We start from the raw sequence: 13,415 nt of genomic DNA on the forward strand, positions 1-13,415 counted from the left end.
ATAAATACTCAATATCAGCGATGTGGATTGTTAATCTTATAGCTTAGAGATGAATGAGGCACTTCTTGAAAAAGCGTTTGCATTGCGGTAAGATTAAATTATACTAGCTCAATTAGGAGGGATTTATATGTCATTAATTAAAATTGAACATTTATCATTTTCTTATTATGGTTATTTAAATGCTGTCTTTGATGATGTATCTTTTTCATTTGATAGTCGTTGGCGAAGCGGGTTAATTGGGAGTAATGGTAGAGGTAAATCAACACTATTTAAATTATTATTAGGGCAAGAAAATTATCAAGGTATCATCGATAAAAGTGTCAATTGTATGAAGTTCCCACCTAATATCGCTGATGATACATTGAGTGGTATTGAGTTATTTTATAACAATATGCCCAACTGTGAAGAATGGCAATTATTTAAAGAACTCAATTTATTAAATATAGATATTGAATTAGTGTATCGACCTTTTAATACATTGTCTAAAGGAGAGCAAACTAAAATACTACTGGCGATGTTATTTACTAATGAATATGATTTTTTGTTAATTGATGAACCGACCAATCATTTAGATTTTGAAGGACGACAAATTGTGAGTCAGTATTTAAAAAATAAACAAGGTTTCATGTTAATTTCGCATGATCGACATTTTTTAGATAGTTGTATTGATCATGTTATTGCGATTAATCGTCATTCAATTGATGTACAAGCAGGTAATTTCAGTTCTTGGTATGCGAATAAATTAAAACAAGAGCAATTTGAACTTGCAGAAAATAATAGGTTGAAAAAAGATATTAAACGATTAAAAACAGCTGCTCAACAAAGTAAACAGTGGTCTGATGAAGTAGAGAAAAGTAAAATTGGAACAAAAATATCGGGTGCCAAACCAGATAAAGGGCGTATTGGTCATTTAGCTGCTAAAATGATGAAAAAATCTAAAAACTTAGAACGAAGACAAAATAGGGCTATTGAAGAAAAACAGCAATTATTAAAAGATCTTGAAACTAAAGAAACATTAAAATTACAAACACTTAAATGTCCTAAAGACACATTAATTAGAGTTAATAATTTAGTTGCTAACTATGATGAGTGTGAGTTATTAAATCATCTTACTTTTGAGGTGAAACAGGGCGAAAGAATTGCAGTAAGTGGTGCGAATGGTTGTGGTAAAACAACATTGTTAAAAATTTTATTGGGGCAACATAGTCAATATACAGGTGAGTTAATGAGTACCAATGATTTAAAAATAAGTTACATGCCACAAGATACTTCAACATTAATAGGTCATTTAACAACTTATATTCAAGCACAAGAAGTAGATGAAACATTATGTAAAACGATACTTAGAAAATTAGGATTTTCAAGAGCTTTATTTGATACGGATATGAGTCATTATAGTGACGGACAAAAAAAGAAAGTATTAATTGCCATTAGTTTAGCCCAACCTTCTCATTTATTTATCTGGGATGAACCTTTAAACTATATTGATATTACTTCAAGAATTCAAATAGAAGAGATTTTACTCCATGCCAATGCAACTATTATATTTGTAGAACACGATAAACAATTTGCAAATAATATTGCCACAAAAAGCATTGAATTATAATTACAAGACTTGACAATTACTGTCAAGTCTTGTTGTGATTTAAAGTATATTTCTTAGAAGAATAATGTAAAGAGATAGAATTAATGAAGTTGATAAATACGTGGTCACGCATTGATTCTAACCTAGGGACTTTTTTAATTGCTAATTGTCTAACATTATCAAAATTAAAAGTGTCAGGTTGTTTTTCTAATTGAAGTATGAGTAATATTAATTGATTACTTTCATCGAAAGTAATGCCTAAATCCATACATAAAGCACTTGGAGAGATATAACGTATGTCATCTGTTTTTAAATAGTCGCAAATTTCACCGAATGCACTTTTTATTAATTCATAACTATCGAGCATTTCTTGTATTTTTTGTTTTTCATATTGTTCAATATTCATTGTAGACGATGTCCTTTCTTTATTAAAATCAGTGAGAAGTAGTATGGGTATTTAATCTAATTATTTTTTATGGAGTGGGTAATAACATTTCTTCTGACAAAATTATTTTATCAAATAAATTAAAAAAGTTAATATTTATATCTAAAAAATACGTCTAACAACACCTTTTTTAATTCTACATCAATATTTTTAAATTTTATACTATAAACTACATATTTACATTTAAATTCAGGTAACTGTTGAAACTTTAAAACAATTAAATAATTTGGTAAGTAATACGATTTATCCAGGGCAACAATTAATTACACAGCCGTTATCTCAAAAAAATGCAGCAGATATTGCTAAAGAAGTTATAGCAAATGCTAAAATTACTACTGATAATAAAGGTAATAAAACTATAACAGTTGCACAAGGCATGACATTATACAGTTTAGCAAAAATGAACAATGTAACTGTAGAAGATTTGAAAAGTTGGAATAAACTGACATCCAATACATTAACGATTGGTAAAGTTTTATTCTTAAATAATCCAATCGTGCAACAATATGTGATTAATAGTACCGTACCTTATCCAACAAAAACCATTCAAATTCAGCAAGGTAATACATTATATAGTTTATCACGCCAATATGATATGACTGTTGCTGAATTGAAAAAGATTAATGGATTGACAAGTGATACAATTATAACAGGACATTATTTGAAAGTTAAAGATAAATCCGCAACTTCTAATAGCTCTTCTAATCACACGCCAAGTCAATCAGATAATAACAACAACAATAATAATAATGATAAATTAGGAAAAGTAGCAGCAGGTGGTACAGGATTTTACTTGGAAAAAAATGGTGCTTTTGATAAACTAAAAGCAAAGGTTAAATCGCTTTTTGCAGGTAGAAATATCACGCAGTTAACGCCTAAAGAGATTGTTAACTTAACACCAGAAGAAATGAAAGCATTAATGCCAGAAGGTTGGTTTTATCATGAGGTAATAATGGAAGAAGGGGAAATAGTACATATTAAACCAACACGTCAAGGTAAAGATTATAAAGTTAGAATTGATCCACCAGATAGTACAACAAAGTATCCTCATATTCATATTTATGATAATCAGAGGAACTCATTAGATATTAATGGAAATATTGTAGATGATGATAGTCCAGCAGCACATATTCCATATAATAAATAAAGGAGGTTACCATGAATAAACTTCAAGAATACCAACGTATGTTAGATAAAATGCACTATTATGATGCAGATTTATTAGACATCAAATTTAATCATATGTTAGATGAAATTTGTTTATACATTAAGGAAACAACAAACACTTGTTGGGAATTGAAATTAGAAGGTATTGGTCATGCGATATGTCGAACAGATATAGAAGTAAAAGATATAGAAGGAAATTTTATGAGAGATGATGCTTATAGTACTTTTGAGAGAGATGATAGTAAATTTCATTTAAGACATTTTCATGAGGGACAAAAATTAATACTAACAGAATATGATGATACATCATTTCAATTATATTTTTTCTATTCAACACCACTCTACCTATCTATCGTCTTTCGCAAAATATCTTTAAAATTAGATTTCATACAAAATTTAGATTTATACAAGGTTGATAATAGTTTTGACGAATATGGTCATAAAATAAAGGAGAATAAGCATGGATAAAGTACTTAAAACATATGAAACATTAAGAGTGATGGATATTCACGACGTAGACATTTTAGATATTAAATTTAATCACATGTTAGATGAAATTAATCTTTATTTCTGGGAAAAACAAAAACAAATTTGTTGGGAAGTAAAGTTAGAAATGATAGGGCGCGTAATTTATACGACAAGTGCGTTTGATAAAGTTGTTTACACAGGGCAACCTGTTAGAGATGTATTGAATAAAGATATTGCAAATTTAGAAGAAGTGATTAATACAGATGCATATAAAGAATATGGAGATGTTCACATTTCTGAATTCGATAGTCGTCTGTTACAAATTTATTTTAATTTCAATGCTTTAAGAATGACCATTACTTTTAAAGAGATGTCTGTAAGACAATGTAATCTAGAGGAATTAGATTTATATATGTTAAATAGAAATAAGTAATTAAACAGTCCTAGAAAGATTAACCAAGTCTTTCTAGGACATTGATATATTTACATAAGCAATTAAAAGTGAATATGTCTTAAAATAAAAAATAAGGATTATAAAGTTAGAATTTGCTCACTAGAGATTAATGGTAATACCTTAGGTTTATCCAGTTTTTTAGATAGTTTCTCAGATATCTTATATCCTTCATACATCAAGTAATACAATACTCTTATAAAAGAGCGTGTTTTGATAGAAAAATTACTATTAAAAGTACTTATTCAATTAAATGGAGTTTTACTTTCAGTTTATTTAATATATAATATTATCAGTGAGAAGTTAATAAGGCGGTGGCTAATCTGTAATTTGGGGGTGGTCGATATGGAATATAAAACCATTATCAACATTCTAAAGAAAGGAGTAGCCTTTAGTGTCAGTCTATGAGGCTTTAACGCTAATGCTTGGCTTTGGTTCGTTTATCCTAACGTTAATCATTGTCATTATTGCGTTAATCAATCATCACGACAAAGACAATAAAAAATAACCGTCTGTAACTTTGGCATAGTTAACGGTTATTTTTATAATCACAACTTAAGCCACCGTCTTAAACGGCTCGCTTTGGGGACAGTTAGCGCTGTCCTTCTTATATTTTAATAATAACTGATTAACTGCATTTATGCAATGAAAAAACAAAAAACCACTCAATAACTTTCGATAATGCTTATTAACTTAGATGATGACAGACCAGCCGTACATATCCCATATAATAAATAAAGTAGGTTATAAGGATATGGAGATGTCTGTAAGAAAATGTAATCCAGAAGAATTAGATTTATATATGTTTAATAGAAGTAAATAATTAATTTAAGCAACGTGGCTAAGAAAATTAGTCCTGTTGTTTTTTAATTAATGCATACTTTTGTATTTAATTTTTTGTTCAGTTTAATCGTCATATGAGGGTAGCTATAAATTTTTCTATATTTAAAATGTTAACAATCAAGACGATTTTTTCATATTTCCTCTTTACTTTTATAAAACCATGCTTTATAATAATCACTATATTACTTTAACGCACAAAAGCACGAAAGTGAAAAGGAGGTAAAATATGATTGATTTTACAAGTTTGAGACGTGCTTCATTTACTGAAGCATTAGGTTTAAGTTTAATCATTTTGATGATTTTAGGTGGAATGATGATTTTCGTGCCTGGGGTGGCACCACATATTCCGATATTATTATCTATATTATTTTTAATTTTTTACGGTATGATTGTTAAAGTACCTTACAAGCAATTACAAGCCAGTATGATTAATTCAGTTACAACAAGTATGGGTGCAATCTATTTATTTTTCTTTATTGGTATTTTAATTTCAGCATTAATGATGAGTGGTACCATACCAACATTAATTTACTATGGATTAGGTGTTATTTCACCCAAAGTATTTTATTTATCAGCGTTTTTATTAACAGCCATTATTGGTATTACCATTGGGAGCAGTTTAACAACAGTAGCAACAGTAGGTGTAGCTTTAATTGCTATGGCACAAGCTTTAGATGCGAGTTTAGCCATTACTGCAGGTGCAATTGTATCAGGTGCTTTTTTTGGTGATAAAATGTCGCCATTATCTGATACAACAAGTATTGCTGCAAGTATTGTTGGTGTAGATTTATTTGAACATATTCGTAATATGATGTACACAACAGTGCCGGCATTTATTTTATCTAGTATTTTTTACGGTGTGATTGCTTTAAGTGACACTCAACAAAATATTAATGGTGTGGCACAATTTCGACAAGATATTTTAGCGACAAATTTAGTACATTGGTATGCGATTATTCCTTTAGTTATTTTAATTATCTTAGCAGTGATGAAAATTGATGCAGTAATTTCTATGGCGATTACAACATTTGTGAGTATTGGTTTAACTTACTGTCATGCATCATATACGCTTGAACAATTATCAGGATTTTTCTTTAGTGGGTTTAAAATGGATAATTTACCTCAAACGATTGAATCTTTAATTGCACGTGGTGGTATTTCAAGTATGTTCTTTACATTATCTGTCGTGATTTTAGCTTTAAGTTTAGGGGGGTTATTATTTGGTTTAGGTATTATTCCAACATTATTAGAACGTATGGCTAAGTTATTAACAACGACATCACGTGCGACGATGTGTGTCGCATTAACAGCTGTAGGTATCAACTATGTGGTAGGTGAACAATACTTAAGTATTTTATTAGCAGGTAAAACATTTAAACCCGTATATGATAAATTACATTTACATCCTAAAAATTTATCAAGAACATTAGAGGATGCTGGAACGGTAATTAATCCATTAGTACCGTGGAGTGTTTGTGGTACATTTATCGCCAGTACTTTAGGTGTATCTGTGTTAACTTACTTACCTTTTGCGATATTTTGTTATGTGAGTTTATTATTAACAGTCGTATTTGGGTTAACAGGTTTAACGTTAACAAAAACTTCTGTAAAATAGAAATTTAATAAAAATGACCATGCAGTCTATGAATTGCATGGTCATTTTGTTAAACTATACTTATTAAGTATGTAAAGGAGTAAGTATGACATATCAAGTAATTATTCCCGCTGCTGGCAAAGGTAGCCGTATGCAGCAAACCATTAATAAAGTGCTATTAACTATAGCTGAACATCCAATGATTTGGTGGACGGTACGTGCATTTGATCAAGATGTTCATTGTTCTAAAATTATTATTGCTTGTCAACCAACAGAACAGGCACAGTTTGAAGCCATTTTATCAGATGTTAAAACACCACTGATCTATACAGCAGGTGGAGATAGTCGCCAAGCAACAGTTAAAACTGCTTTAGATAGTGTAGATGCACCTTATGTTATGGTGCATGATGCTGCAAGACCTTTTATAACACAGCATTATTTAACTAATTTATATCAACAAGTGAAGCAACAACAAGCTGTGATTTTGGCAGTACCTGTCAAAGATACTATTAAAGTCGTAACAAATCAGCAAATTAATCAAACACCGAATCGTTCAATATTATATGCGGCACAAACACCGCAAGCATTTGAAACTAATTTATTAAAGCAAGCGAATGCGAGTGTTATAATTAGTGATGTTATAACGGATGATGCATCTATCGTAGAGCAATATGGTCATCCAGTTATGATTATTAATGGAGATTATCATAATATAAAAATAACAACACTGGAAGATATGTTATTAGCAGAGCGTATTTTACAACAATTAGAGAGGTAAAAATAATGTTTTATACAAGTACAAGAGATAAACAACAACAATTAACAGCATCACAAGCTATATTACAAGGGATTGCACAAGACGGTGGTTTATTTGTACCTAATGAATTGCCAAAAATGACTTTTGATTGGCAACAATTAAGCCAACAAAGTTATCAACAAATTGCTGAATTAATTTTATCTCAATTTTTAACAGATTATACAGCAGAAGAAATTGCTTATTGTGTTAAATCAGCTTACGATGATAAATTTGATACAGAAGAAATTGCACCGATTAAACAAGTGGGATCACAATATATTTTAGAGTTATTCCATGGTAATACCATTGCTTTTAAAGATATGGCTTTATCAATCTTACCTTATTTAATGACAGTAGCAGCCGAGAAGAATAATTTAACTGAAAAAATTGTGATTTTAACAGCGACTTCAGGTGATACTGGTAAAGCTGCGATGGCAGGTTTTGCTGATGTCGACAATACTCAAATTATCGTGTTTTATCCTAAAGATGGTGTGAGCCAAATCCAAGAACGTCAAATGATTACGCAAAAAGGCAATAATACGCATGTTGTGGCAATAAAAGGTAATTTCGATGATGCACAAACAATGGTAAAAAATTTATTTGCGGATCAAGAATTAGCGACATTATTAAAATCACGTGGTTATCAATTTTCTTCTGCCAATTCAATTAATATTGGACGACTTGTACCACAAATTGTTTATTATGTGTATACTTATGCACAGTTAATTAAGCAACAAGCAATTCAAGTGGGTGATAAAATAAATATTACCGTGCCAACTGGTAATTTTGGTAATATTTTAGCTGCACATTATGCGAAACAAATCGGCGTGCCGATTAATAAATTAATTTGTGCTTCAAATGACAATAATGTTTTAGTTGATTTCTTTAATAAAGGTATTTATGATAAACAACGTCCATTTGTTGTGACGTCATCACCATCAATGGATATTTTAGTATCTAGTAATTTAGAGCGTTTAGTGTATCAATTAGCACAAGAAGATACGCAAATCACAGCTCATTTAATGCAACAATTAGTAGATGAGGGGCATTATCATATTTCTCAGGAAATGCACGCAGCACTACAAGATTATTATGCTGATTTTGCAACGGAAGCACAGACAGCACAAGAAATTGCTGATCAATTAACAACACATCATTATTTAATGGATCCACATACGGCAGTGGCAGCTCATGTTGCTAAAAAGTATCAGCAACAAACACAAGATATGACGCCAATGGTGATTGTTTCAACAGCTAGCCCGTATAAATTCCCACGCAGTGTCGTTGAAGCGGTTGAAACCGTGAATGATGAACATGATTTTGAATTAATTGAAACGATTCAACGCTTATCTCAAGTGCCTGTACCAGCAGCTGTAACTTCTATTATCGATGCTGAAATTTTACATCATACAGTAGTAGAAGTTGAAAACATGAAACAAAGTATTTTAAATATTTTAAATTAGTAAGAGGTGTGAGAATAGAGCCATGTCAAGTGTTGAATGCCCAGCTGAGGAACTAGCTAAATTATTAGGTAAGAAATGGATACCTCAAATTATTGAACAATTGTATATTCAACCGTGTCGATTTGGAGAGCTATCAAGAAAGTTAGCAGGAAGTAGTTCTAAAATGTTAAAACAACAATTAACGATGTTAGAGTTACAACAAATTGTTGAAAATTATAAAATAACAGAGAATAATCAAGTTTATTCATACTATCAATTGACTGAAAAAGGGCAACATTTATTTCATATTGTTGCACAGATGAAAGCATGGGGAATGAAAAATTTAAAATGTGAGTAATAAAATAAAGCGACTAGTTTACTAGTCGCTTCGTTTTATTTGAATAAGTCATTAAACGCTTCTGTCATTGTTGGATGTGTATAAATTTGATTTTTAAGTACTGTATAAGGTGTTTGCATTTGCATAGCTAAAGTAATGATATTAATTAATTCTTGAGATTCAACCCCATATAATGTAGCACCTAAAATATATTGTGTGTTTTTATCAACAATTACTTTAAATAAACCACGAGGATCTCCTAAAATGTTAGCTTTAGGAATGTTTGCGACAGGCAACTTAAATACTTTATAATTGAGTTGTTGTTGCTTAGCTTGATCTTCATTAATACCGACAACAGATAAGGCTGGCGTTAAGAAAACAGTATAAGGTACGATTGGACGATTATCGATAGTACGTTGACTATTGCCAAAAAGTTGATCAGCAATAATTTTACTATCATCTAGTGAAATATAAGTAAATTGTAAACCACCTTTCACATCTCCAATAGCCCAAATATTAGGTACAGTAGTTTTTAAATATGAATCAACAATAATTGCACCATTATCTGCTAATTGAATATCAGTATTTTCTAAACCAAGATGTTGTGTATTGGGTTGACGTCCAGTGGCAAGCAAAACAAGGTCACTTTCTATTACTTCATTATCATTAAAAATAACTGAAACTTTATTTGCTGTTTCTTGTAATTGTAAATTTTGAACACCTAGTTTAAATTCGATACCACTATGTTCTAAGTCGTTTTTTATTATTGCCGCTATTTCTTGATCTTCTCTAGGAATAAATGATTCATGTCGATCAATAATCGTCACTTTTGTACCAAACTGTGCATACATTGAAGCAAATTCTAAACCAATATAACCACTGCCAATAATCGTTAAAGATTCAGGACGATGATGTTGTGCTAACGCTTCTTCTGATGTTAAAATACGTGAAGTAACTTTAGCACCTTGAATAGGGGGTATGACAGGTGTAGCACCTGTATTAATAAAAATACGCTGACCAGTTACTTCAGTTGTATCACCATTTAAAAAAGTAGCTATTAATGTATCATTATTTTTGAACTTTGCAGTTGCTGTCCAAACATCAATATTACTGTCGTCAGCAAGCATATGAAAGTTTTTATCTCTCAAATTACTAATTAAATTATTTTTATTCATCATTGCAGTTGTAAAATCATAATGTTTTTCTGCTTGAGTAATTAATGATTTTGAAGGAATACAACCTACATTAATACAAGTACCACCATACATTTGTGGTGATTTTTCAATTAATAATGTTTTTTCACCTTGTTGTGCGAATTGCTTAGCTAAAGTTTTACCACCTTTACCGAATCCAATAATAATATTTTGATAAGTTTTCATAATATAACCTCTCTTTTTTTATTTTATTATAAAACTCATTATTCTAGTTATCAATTAGGTACTTTTTAGTAACTAGTTAAAAGAAACTATGTTAAAATAAATAAAAAGAATAAGAGGGATAATATGAAAATTACAACATGGAATGTGAACGGTATTCGTTCGGTTTTGAATAAAGGTGCGTTGCAAAATTATATAGAAACAGCACAACCAGATATTTTATGCTTGCAAGAAACTAAAGCACAACCAGATCAAGTTGATTTTGATTTTAGTCAATATGGCTATCAAGCCTACTGGTGTTCAGCTGTTAAAAAAGGTTATTCAGGCACAGCAATTTTTACTAACATAGCACCTATATCCGTCACTTATGGTTTGAATATTGAAGAACATGACCAAGAAGGACGTGTCATTACAGCTGAATTTGATAATTATTATTTAGTGACCGTTTATACGCCTAATGCTAAAAGAGATTTAACACGTTTAGCTTATCGTGAACAATGGGAAGATGATTTTTTAGCCTATATTAATCAATTAAATGCGATTAAACCTGTTATTTTTTGTGGTGATTTAAATGTGGCACATCAAGCAATAGATTTAGCCAATCCTAAATCAAATACGAAAAATGCTGGTTTTACGATTGAAGAACGTACTAAAATGTCTAATATATTAGCACAAAATTATATTGATGCTTTTCGTTATCAATATCCAGAGCAAGTAGGTGCGTATACATGGTGGAGTTATATGAATAAAGCACGAGAACGTAATATCGGATGGCGTATAGATTATTTTATTATGTCACAACAATTAAGTGGTGAGATTCAAGACGTGATTATTCGTGATGATATTATAGGTTCTGACCATTGTCCTGTAGAATTAATTTTGTTATAATAGCAATCATATAAAAGTTTCATGTGAAACAGTATAAAAAAGCTGGAACGTAAGTTCCAGCTTTATTGTGGAAAGGATGTGAATCAATGTCATTTGCTTCAGATACTAAAAAAGAACTAACACAAGTAGATTTAACTAAAGAAGAAGCCAAATCAGAACTAAGTGCACTAATTCATATGTTGGGTTCACTATCAATTAGCAGTCAACAGTGGGTATTAGATTTACAAACAGAAAATGCTTCTATTATTCGCCATATTTATTCTTTGCTAAGAGAACTTTATCAAGTACATTCAGAATTATTAGTACGTAAAAAAATGCGTTTGAAAAAGAATAATGTTTATATTTGTCGTGTAAGACAAGATGTCACTCATATTTTAAGAGATTTAAAAATTATGGGAGATTATCATAGTTTACTACATCATATTGATCAATCATTAGTTGCAACAGATGAAATGAAACGTGCTTATTTACGTGGTGCCTTTTTAGCAGCAGGCTCTGTTAATAATCCTGAAACGTCATCATATCATTTAGAAATTTTTTCTTTATATGAAGAGCATAGTCATGATTTAACAGCATTACTAAATGATTATGAATTAAATGCTAAAATGTTAGAGCGTAAAAAAGGTTATATTTCTTACATGAAAGAATCAGAAAAAATTGCAGAATTTTTAAATTTAATTGGTGCCCATCAATCATTATTTAAATTTGAAGATGTACGTATCGTACGTGATATTCGTAATTCTGTTAATCGTTTAGTGAATTGTGAAACGGCGAATCTAAATAAAACAGTTAATGCAGCAGGTCGTCAAATTGATAATATTAAGTATATACAACAAGAAGTTGGCTTAGATGCCTTGCCAGACAAGCTAGTAGAAATTGCTAAATTACGCATTAAGCATGATGATGCTTCTTTAAAAGAATTAGGAGAAATGTTATCGACAGGGCCTATATCAAAATCAGGGATTAATCACCGTTTAAGAAAGATTGATGAGATTGCTGATAAAATTAGAGAAGGTAGCTATATCCCACCTAAGAAAAAATAAAAGTATAAAATCAAAGTTGAGGCTTTGATTTTATACTTTTTTAATGATTAATGTTCTGGATGCATGACATCATCAATTAAGCCATAAGCTTTCGCTTCTTCGGCAGACATATAATTATCACGTTCAGTATCACGTTCAATGACTTCAATAGGTTGACCTGTACGTTGTGATAAAATTGTATTTAATTTTTCTCGGATTTTTAAAATATGGCGTGCAGCAATTTCAATTTCAGTGGCTTGACCTTGTGCACCACCTAATGGTTGATGAATCATCACTTCAGCATTCGGTAAAGCATAACGTTTACCTTTAGCACCAGCCGTTAATAAAAATGAGCCCATTGATGCCGCCATACCCATACAAATTGTGACAACATCAGGTTTAATATGTTGCATCGTATCATAAATTGCCATACCAGCCGTCACACTACCACCAGGTGAGTTAATGTATAAGTAAATATCTTTTTCAGCATCTTGTGCTTGTAAAAATAATAATTGTGACACGATAGAATTAGCCACATTATCATCAATGGCACTACCTAAAATAATAATACGGTCTTTTAATAAACGTGAATAAATATCATAAGCACGTTCACCTTGACTTGTTTGTTCAATTACTGTTGGAATTAAATGCATGTTACGCCTCCTAAATACTTTTAGTTTTATTATATATATTTTAATAATGATAAGCAAATATGTGAGATTGTTAGATAGTGTAAAGTGATTGTTGGTAAAAATAGAAAAGAATTAAAAAACAAAAGATATTATACAGGATGTTATAAAAGATGTAGTGATGAATTTTGGAGTATAGTTTATCAAACTATGAGATAGATAAAATAGAGAAAATCTATTTATCAGGAGATGGTGCAAGTTGGATAAAACAAGGCTTAGAAGTGTTACTAGGTAAGACATTATTTGTATTAGATCAATTCCATACTAACAAAGCAATAAAAAATAAATGTTAGTGTAAAGTTATTGTTGGTC

At 30.5% G+C, this 13,415-nt stretch carries 15 protein-coding genes; 12 read left to right on the top strand and 3 right to left on the bottom strand.

Features of this window, described 5'->3' with window-relative positions:
• Window positions 1-127: 127 nt before the first annotated feature.
• Window positions 128-1,606: a ribosomal protection-like ABC-F family protein gene (gene abc-f / locus AC5EAH_RS06295; protein WP_493493924.1), complete on the top strand. Its 1,479-nt coding sequence runs from the start codon at window positions 128-130 to the stop codon at window positions 1,604-1,606.
• A 22-nt stretch (window positions 1,607-1,628) separates the two neighbouring features.
• Here abc-f and AC5EAH_RS06300 read toward each other — a convergent pair whose 3' ends face one another.
• Window positions 1,629-1,991: a hypothetical protein gene (locus tag AC5EAH_RS06300; RefSeq protein WP_493493925.1), complete on the bottom strand. Its 363-nt coding sequence runs from the start codon at window positions 1,989-1,991 to the stop codon at window positions 1,629-1,631.
• A gap of 265 nt (window positions 1,992-2,256) precedes the next feature.
• Here AC5EAH_RS06300 and AC5EAH_RS06305 point away from each other — a divergent pair, with 265 nt between their 5' ends.
• From AC5EAH_RS06305 to AC5EAH_RS06340, 8 genes are all read left to right on the top strand, one after another.
• Window positions 2,257-3,177: a LysM peptidoglycan-binding domain-containing protein gene (locus AC5EAH_RS06305; protein WP_493493926.1), complete on the top strand. Its 921-nt coding sequence runs from the start codon at window positions 2,257-2,259 to the stop codon at window positions 3,175-3,177.
• A gap of 11 nt (window positions 3,178-3,188) precedes the next feature.
• A complete protein-coding gene (locus tag AC5EAH_RS06310) occupies window positions 3,189-3,665 on the top strand; it encodes a hypothetical protein (protein WP_493493927.1) in 477 nt (158 codons plus the stop codon).
• Window positions 3,658-4,098, top strand: coding sequence for a hypothetical protein (locus tag AC5EAH_RS06315; RefSeq protein ID WP_493493928.1), 441 nt, complete (start codon window positions 3,658-3,660; stop codon window positions 4,096-4,098). Before AC5EAH_RS06310 ends, AC5EAH_RS06315 begins: the two co-directional genes overlap by 8 nt.
• Window positions 4,099-4,510: 412 nt before the next feature.
• Window positions 4,511-4,624 (top strand): putative holin-like toxin, encoded by a 114-nt coding sequence (locus AC5EAH_RS06320; protein WP_493493929.1) that lies wholly within the window; start codon window positions 4,511-4,513, stop codon window positions 4,622-4,624.
• Between the two features lie 561 nt (window positions 4,625-5,185).
• Window positions 5,186-6,574 (top strand): Na+/H+ antiporter NhaC, encoded by a 1,389-nt coding sequence (gene nhaC, locus AC5EAH_RS06325; protein WP_493493930.1) that lies wholly within the window; start codon window positions 5,186-5,188, stop codon window positions 6,572-6,574.
• An 85-nt stretch (window positions 6,575-6,659) separates the two neighbouring features.
• Window positions 6,660-7,331 carry a 2-C-methyl-D-erythritol 4-phosphate cytidylyltransferase gene (gene ispD / locus AC5EAH_RS06330; protein WP_493493931.1) on the top strand — a complete coding sequence of 224 codons (672 nt, stop codon included), beginning with the start codon at window positions 6,660-6,662 and terminating at the stop codon, window positions 7,329-7,331.
• Between the two features lie 5 nt (window positions 7,332-7,336).
• Window positions 7,337-8,812, top strand: coding sequence for a threonine synthase (gene thrC / locus AC5EAH_RS06335; RefSeq protein ID WP_493493932.1), 1,476 nt, complete (start codon window positions 7,337-7,339; stop codon window positions 8,810-8,812).
• Between the two features lie 22 nt (window positions 8,813-8,834).
• Complete coding sequence (locus tag AC5EAH_RS06340) at window positions 8,835-9,149, top strand: winged helix-turn-helix transcriptional regulator (RefSeq protein ID WP_493493933.1); 315 nt, start codon at window positions 8,835-8,837, stop codon at window positions 9,147-9,149.
• A 35-nt stretch (window positions 9,150-9,184) separates the two neighbouring features.
• Here AC5EAH_RS06340 and AC5EAH_RS06345 read toward each other — a convergent pair whose 3' ends face one another.
• Complete coding sequence (locus AC5EAH_RS06345) at window positions 9,185-10,507, bottom strand: FAD-dependent oxidoreductase (RefSeq protein ID WP_493493934.1); 1,323 nt, start codon at window positions 10,505-10,507, stop codon at window positions 9,185-9,187.
• Between the two features lie 123 nt (window positions 10,508-10,630).
• On the opposite strand from AC5EAH_RS06345, the gene AC5EAH_RS06350 reads away from it, so the two are divergent.
• Together AC5EAH_RS06350 and whiA are read left to right on the top strand one after the other, a co-directional pair.
• Complete coding sequence (locus tag AC5EAH_RS06350) at window positions 10,631-11,392, top strand: exodeoxyribonuclease III (RefSeq protein WP_493493935.1); 762 nt, start codon at window positions 10,631-10,633, stop codon at window positions 11,390-11,392.
• An 86-nt stretch (window positions 11,393-11,478) separates the two neighbouring features.
• The gene (gene whiA / locus AC5EAH_RS06355) at window positions 11,479-12,435 is read left to right on the top strand and encodes a DNA-binding protein WhiA (RefSeq protein WP_493493936.1); all 957 of its coding nucleotides are present in this window, start codon (window positions 11,479-11,481) and stop codon (window positions 12,433-12,435) included.
• Window positions 12,436-12,482: 47 nt separating this feature from the next.
• Here whiA and clpP read toward each other — a convergent pair whose 3' ends face one another.
• Entirely contained in the window at window positions 12,483-13,067 is a 585-nt protein-coding gene (gene clpP, locus AC5EAH_RS06360; protein WP_493493937.1) for an ATP-dependent Clp endopeptidase proteolytic subunit ClpP, read from the bottom strand.
• Between the two features lie 164 nt (window positions 13,068-13,231).
• Between clpP and AC5EAH_RS06365 the strand changes: the two genes are divergently transcribed.
• Entirely contained in the window at window positions 13,232-13,396 is a 165-nt protein-coding gene (locus tag AC5EAH_RS06365) for a UPF0236 family transposase-like protein (protein ID WP_493493938.1), read from the top strand.
• Window positions 13,397-13,415: the final 19 nt, after the last annotated feature.

This window comes from Staphylococcus sp. B1(2026) (assembly GCF_058895785.1).

Bases quoted from the DNA above. Each gene is read 5' to 3' on its own strand.
- thrC (WP_493493932.1), top strand. From the start codon at position 7,337: ATGTTTTATACAAGTACAAGAGATAAACAACAACAATTAACAGCATCA.
- clpP (WP_493493937.1), bottom strand. From the start codon at position 13,067: ATGCATTTAATTCCAACAGTAATTGAACAAACAAGTCAAGGTGAACGT.
- AC5EAH_RS06345 (WP_493493934.1), bottom strand. From the start codon at position 10,507: ATGAAAACTTATCAAAATATTATTATTGGATTCGGTAAAGGTGGTAAA.
- nhaC (WP_493493930.1), top strand. From the start codon at position 5,186: ATGATTGATTTTACAAGTTTGAGACGTGCTTCATTTACTGAAGCATTA.
- AC5EAH_RS06340 (WP_493493933.1), top strand. From the start codon at position 8,835: ATGTCAAGTGTTGAATGCCCAGCTGAGGAACTAGCTAAATTATTAGGT.
- whiA (WP_493493936.1), top strand. From the start codon at position 11,479: ATGTCATTTGCTTCAGATACTAAAAAAGAACTAACACAAGTAGATTTA.
- abc-f (WP_493493924.1), top strand. From the start codon at position 128: ATGTCATTAATTAAAATTGAACATTTATCATTTTCTTATTATGGTTAT.
- AC5EAH_RS06315 (WP_493493928.1), top strand. From the start codon at position 3,658: ATGGATAAAGTACTTAAAACATATGAAACATTAAGAGTGATGGATATT.
- AC5EAH_RS06350 (WP_493493935.1), top strand. From the start codon at position 10,631: ATGAAAATTACAACATGGAATGTGAACGGTATTCGTTCGGTTTTGAAT.
- AC5EAH_RS06300 (WP_493493925.1), bottom strand. From the start codon at position 1,991: ATGAATATTGAACAATATGAAAAACAAAAAATACAAGAAATGCTCGAT.
- ispD (WP_493493931.1), top strand. From the start codon at position 6,660: ATGACATATCAAGTAATTATTCCCGCTGCTGGCAAAGGTAGCCGTATG.
- AC5EAH_RS06310 (WP_493493927.1), top strand. From the start codon at position 3,189: ATGAATAAACTTCAAGAATACCAACGTATGTTAGATAAAATGCACTAT.